The following is a 5,123-nucleotide window of genomic DNA, read 5'->3' on the forward strand; positions in this document are numbered from 1 at the left end:
AATATGTTCAATGTTTTATTAAGTATTCTCAGCTAATAGATAAAGCTTCCTTATCCAACATACTCCTATCACTCCCTTTCAACTCCACTGCATATCCTCTTACAATCTCCTCCTCCCTATGCATCACTACTTTTAATGTGGTACATTTTACCCCCTCCTAAACAGAGGGGTTTTTTATTTTAAATATATCTCTTTTATATTATTTTATCGTCACTATTAATTTGTAGTATTATTATAATTAGACATGTAAAGTCTTTAGACACTAAGTTAGCGTATTTTTCAGTTTTGAGAGGTAAATTTATGAAAAAAGACTCTAAAAAAATCTTAAATTCTACCTTACTATTCTTTTAAGCGGAATTATTGCAGGAAGCATTCTAGCATTTGCTGACAATTTTAATTGTTGTTACATTAGAAGAATCACTAAAAAAATACTAAAAGGAGTGATTAATAAGTGAGTAAAATTTTAGTTATTGATGATGATATATCCATTCTTGAATTACTTGAGATTAATCTCGAGCTATTAGGCCATGAAGTCGTAACAAGTCCAGATGGAATTAAAGGATTTGCTCTGGCACAACAAGAAGTTCCTGATTTGATAATACTTGACATTATGATGCCTGAAGTTGACGGATATACTGTAGCTCAGCGTATAAGACATAATAAATCCACAAAAAATATTCCTATATTAATGCTTACAGCTTTAGGAATGCTCAAAGATAAAGTTCAGGGATTTGATTCAGGAGTGGACGATTATCTGGTAAAACCATTTGAATTAGAAGAATTAAAACTCAGAGTAAGAGCCCTTCTTAGAAGATCAGGTTCTCTTCCTGAATCACTAACTATACCTGAAATACTGACTGTCGGAGATATAACTTTAGTTCCTGAAAACCTGACAGCAAAACTCAATAATCAGGATGTAAAGTTAACCCCAATTGAATTTGAAATACTGAATAATCTTGTCCAAAAACATGGGCAGGCGGTTTCTGCCGGTTCATTATTGAAAGAAGTCTGGGGATATTCTCAAGATGACGACATAGAGACCATCAGAGTTCATATTAGGCATTTAAGGACAAAGCTGGAAAAAGCCAGTCCTGATAAAAAATACATTGAAACTATTTATGGTGGTGGTTATCGCCTAATTCCATACGGTAGTGTAACCCCAACCAGCAAATCTTAAAGGAAATTTTATTAGATTTATGTCAATAATACACGAATATATAACTAAAAACTTAGCTTCATCTAATCTTCATGATATTTTTGAGAAAGTTGCACATAATCAAAGATTATCTAAAGAAGATGGATTAAGGCTTTATGAATCATCTGAACTTTTATCCATAGGATATATGGCAAATTTAGCCAGAATAAACAGATTAAAGCAAGACAATGAAGCAGCTAATTATGTTTATTGGATAAACAATCATCACTTAAATCTGACAAATATTTGTGAAGGTAAATGTAAGTTTTGCGCTTACCGCAAACAAGAAAGTGATAATGATGCCTTCTTGTTATCATTAGATCAAGCTATCGAGTATATAGAAACCAAGATTGATAAAAACATTAAAGAAATTCATATAGTATCAGCTCTTAATCCCAAATGTGATCTTGATTATTACATAAATCTTCTGAAAAATTGCAGAAGAATTCTCCCTAACACGCATATTCAAGCATTTACAGCAGTAGAAATAGAATATATTGCAAGAATTTCAGGATTAACAATTGAGCAGACTTTAAAAGAGCTTAAAGATGCGGGATTAGGATCTTTACCGGGAGGCGGTGCAGAAATATTTTCCCCCTCAATTAGAGAAAGAGTTTGTCCTGAGAAAATTTCCGGAGAAAAATGGCTAGAAATTATGCAATTAGCTCATTCTCTTGGAATAAAAAGTAATGCCACTATGCTATCTGGAATTGGCGAATCTTATGAAGACAAAATTGAACATATGATAGCATTAAGAGAAACTCAGGATAAAACTGGCGGATTTATGACCTTTATTCCACTATTTTGTCATTATGAGAATACAGAACTTGATAATTATGATGATATAACTGGCATAGATATTATAAAAGACTATGCAATATCAAGATTGATGCTTGATAACATTCCTCATATAAAAGCTTTCTGGATTCAAATTGGCATAAAACTTGCTCAAATCACTTTATCCTTTGGAGTAGATGACCTTGATGGCACTGTAATAGAAGAGAAAATCACACATTCTGCCGGCGCAAGGACAGGGCAGGCTTTATCCAAAAATGAATTAATACATCTCATCAAAAAAACCGGGAAAACTCCAGTAGAGAGAGATACAGTTTATAATATCATTAAGGTGTATTAATGAATAAAGAATTATCAAAAATAAGTTTAGGACTAATTAATTTTACTAACTGCATTCCTGTTAATTATTCCTTGTATGAATGGTCTCACGACAAACTGGTTTTAAGTGAAGGTTATCCCACCTTAATTAATCAGCTAATGCGAGACAAACAAGTTCATGTGGCACCGATTTCATCTATTGAATATCTAAATAACCAAGATTTATACACATTAATAGATAATGTTTGTATAAGCTCAGACGGCGAAGTAGACAGTGTAATTTTATTTTCCAATTATGACTTTATGGACTTAGAAGAAAAAACTATTGGGATTCCTTATACTTCAAGCAGTTCAATTGCATTACTTAAGATCCTATTAAAGGAATACCAATATGACCTTAATAGAATAAAATTTAAAACTCATAAGTATGAAACTTCTCTGGAAGATGCCCTAAAAGACAGGTTTGATGCTGTATTATACATCGGAGATCCTGCTTTAATCGCTAATATTAAATATCAAGATCAATTTAAAAAATACGATCTTGGAAAACTCTGGAAAGATTTTACCGGTTATCCTATGACTTTTGGCACCTGGGTAGCTCAATCAGATTGGGCCTCTTCCCAGGAAGACGATTACAACTGGATATGTTTTATACTCGATAAAGCAGTTGAAGCTGGTTTAAATATGTATTTTAATGAAATAATTAATATTACCTCGACCAAACTTAATCTAGATAAAAATCATATTGAAAATTATTTAACTAAAAAAATTAATTATAATTTCACTCAAAAACACAAAGAAGGCCTTGAACTATTTAAAAAACTGTATGATAACTTAAATATAAAGCCGGATAACTACTCAAATGTATAAAAGTTAAGGTATAAGATTAATGTTCAACAAAAAAAGCCCACTATTTTTAATAATTCTAGTAATAATTCTTTCTTTTAGCTTAAATGCCTGTGGTTTTAACAATAATAAATATACAAAAAATGGAAATGAATTCTTTTTTGCTGTTGATAATGTAGGCAAAACTCCGCAGGATATATTTTTACAGGCCTGGAAATCCATTAAAGATCAATATTTAGACAAAACCTATAATCATCAAGACTGGTCTCGATGGAAAAATAGATATTTAAACCAAATAAAAACCAAAGAAGATGCTTATCTAGCAATCGACACAATGATAGAAAGTCTAAATGATCCATATACAAGATTTTTAACACCTTACGATTTTGCAGAACAAAATAGAAACATAGACGCTGAACTATACGGAATTGGAGTTCATATTGTCAAAGCAAAAGATAATGTCACTATAATTCAAGTAATGGATGATACTCCTGCTAAGAAAGCCGGCTTAAAGCCAGGGGATATTATTTTCAAAATAAATAATACCTCTACAAAAGGTCTGGATATTAAAGAAGTTGCTGATAAGGTCAGAGGAAAAGTTGGTTCTAAAGTGACTTTAGTCATATTAAGAGATAAAAAAGAAATAATTAAAGAAATAATTAGAGAAAAAATCGAGATTAAAAGTATTGACTATAAAATTCAAAACAATAATTATGCCTACATAAAAATATCTAGCTTCATGAGTAGTGAGACAGCATTTGAGATGTTAAATGCCCTTGAAGCAACGAAAAATGCTAAAGGAATAATAATAGATTTAAGGGGTAATCAGGGTGGACTACTACCAAACGCCGTTTTTATCGCCAATATGTTTGTAAATAAGGGTATTATTGTAAGTATTGTGGATAGAAATGGTATTAAAAAATCTATTAAAGCAGAACCTGATGTTTTAATAACTAATAAACCTATAGTTATACTGGTTAATCAGGCATCAGCAAGCGCAAGCGAAATCCTGAGCGGAGCACTTAAAGATCATAATAGAGCTACACTTGTAGGAGAGACAACTTTCGGCAAAGGTTTTGTCCAAAAAGTCCATAAATTGCCTGATGGCTCTGGAATTAATATAACCATAGCAAAATACTTAACCCCAAGTGGCAAAGATATCGATAAAAAGGGTATAAAACCAGATTATACTGTAGAATTAACAGAAAAAGATTTTACACAGGATAAAGATCCACAATTAGACAAAGCTAAGCAAATATTAGCAACAAAAATTATAGCAATTGAAAAGTTAAAAGCAGCAAAATAATAACTAACGGATTGTTTCATAAGTTTAGCAGGATAAATTCTCTCTGTCGCTAACGCACATAATTAAGTCCTCACTGGAATAATTGATAACTAAGAAAAGTGACTCTGCCACCTCACAATGATAGAGGTATTATTGGAATGATTGATGACTGAGAAAAGTGACTCTGTCACCTTCGCACAGGCAAGGTTCCTACGAGAACATACCCTACTTCAACAATTATCATAACTTTTGAAACAAAGTACTTAGAGCCTATCCGAGAATTCAAAAAATGACGCTTAGAGATTGCTTCACAAGATAAATTTTAAAAATATCCCTGTTGAAAGGTTCGCAATGACAACGGAAATTTATTTGTCGGATAGGCTCTAAGGAGGAAAGAAAAAATACTTACTATGTCATGCCGGACGTGTTCCGGCATCTATACAGTTAACGCTTATAGTTGAAATGTGGTTAGATCCCGAAAGCAGCAAAGCTGCACCACTTTCTCCTCGATAGAAACATTTGGGAGATAACTACGTGCGTAGCACTTCGGGATGACATTCCACTGTTTTTTAGGTAAAAACTTTTTCTTGCTTGCTTAGAACCTATCCGACAAAAAAACGTCTAAAATTTTAAGTTCAGAAAAATAACTTAAAAGGTTTAGACAAAAATGAGCAAAAACAATGA

The 5,123-nt window shown here is 32.2% G+C and carries 4 protein-coding genes; all 4 read left to right on the top strand.

The window, feature by feature from the left end; genetic code table 11:
• The first annotated feature begins 451 nt into the window (after positions 1-451).
• The 4 genes from A2255_03375 to A2255_03390 are packed head-to-tail and all read left to right on the top strand — an operon-like array spanning position 452 to position 4,460.
• Positions 452-1,177 carry a DNA-binding response regulator gene (locus tag A2255_03375; protein ID OGI17419.1) on the top strand — a complete coding sequence of 242 codons (726 nt, stop codon included), beginning with the start codon at positions 452-454 and terminating at the stop codon, positions 1,175-1,177.
• Positions 1,178-1,196: 19 nt separating this feature from the next.
• Positions 1,197-2,330, top strand: a complete 1,134-nt coding sequence (locus A2255_03380; protein OGI17420.1) for an aminofutalosine synthase MqnE — start codon at positions 1,197-1,199, stop codon at positions 2,328-2,330.
• A complete protein-coding gene (locus A2255_03385; protein ID OGI17421.1) occupies positions 2,330-3,178 on the top strand; it encodes a hypothetical protein in 849 nt (282 codons plus the stop codon). Before A2255_03380 ends, A2255_03385 begins: the two co-directional genes overlap by 1 nt.
• Positions 3,179-3,197: 19 nt before the next feature.
• Positions 3,198-4,460 (top strand): hypothetical protein, encoded by a 1,263-nt coding sequence (locus A2255_03390; protein ID OGI17422.1) that lies wholly within the window; start codon positions 3,198-3,200, stop codon positions 4,458-4,460.
• Positions 4,461-5,123 lie beyond the last annotated feature (663 nt).

Source organism: Candidatus Melainabacteria bacterium RIFOXYA2_FULL_32_9 (assembly GCA_001784615.1).
Lineage (GTDB): Bacteria > Cyanobacteriota > Vampirovibrionia > Gastranaerophilales > UBA9579 > UBA9579.

Coding starts and splice junctions, on each gene's coding strand:
- A2255_03380 (OGI17420.1), top strand. CDS start 1,197: ATGTCAATAATACACGAATATATAACTAAAAACTTAGCTTCATCTAAT.
- A2255_03385 (OGI17421.1), top strand. CDS start 2,330: ATGAATAAAGAATTATCAAAAATAAGTTTAGGACTAATTAATTTTACT.
- A2255_03390 (OGI17422.1), top strand. CDS start 3,198: ATGTTCAACAAAAAAAGCCCACTATTTTTAATAATTCTAGTAATAATT.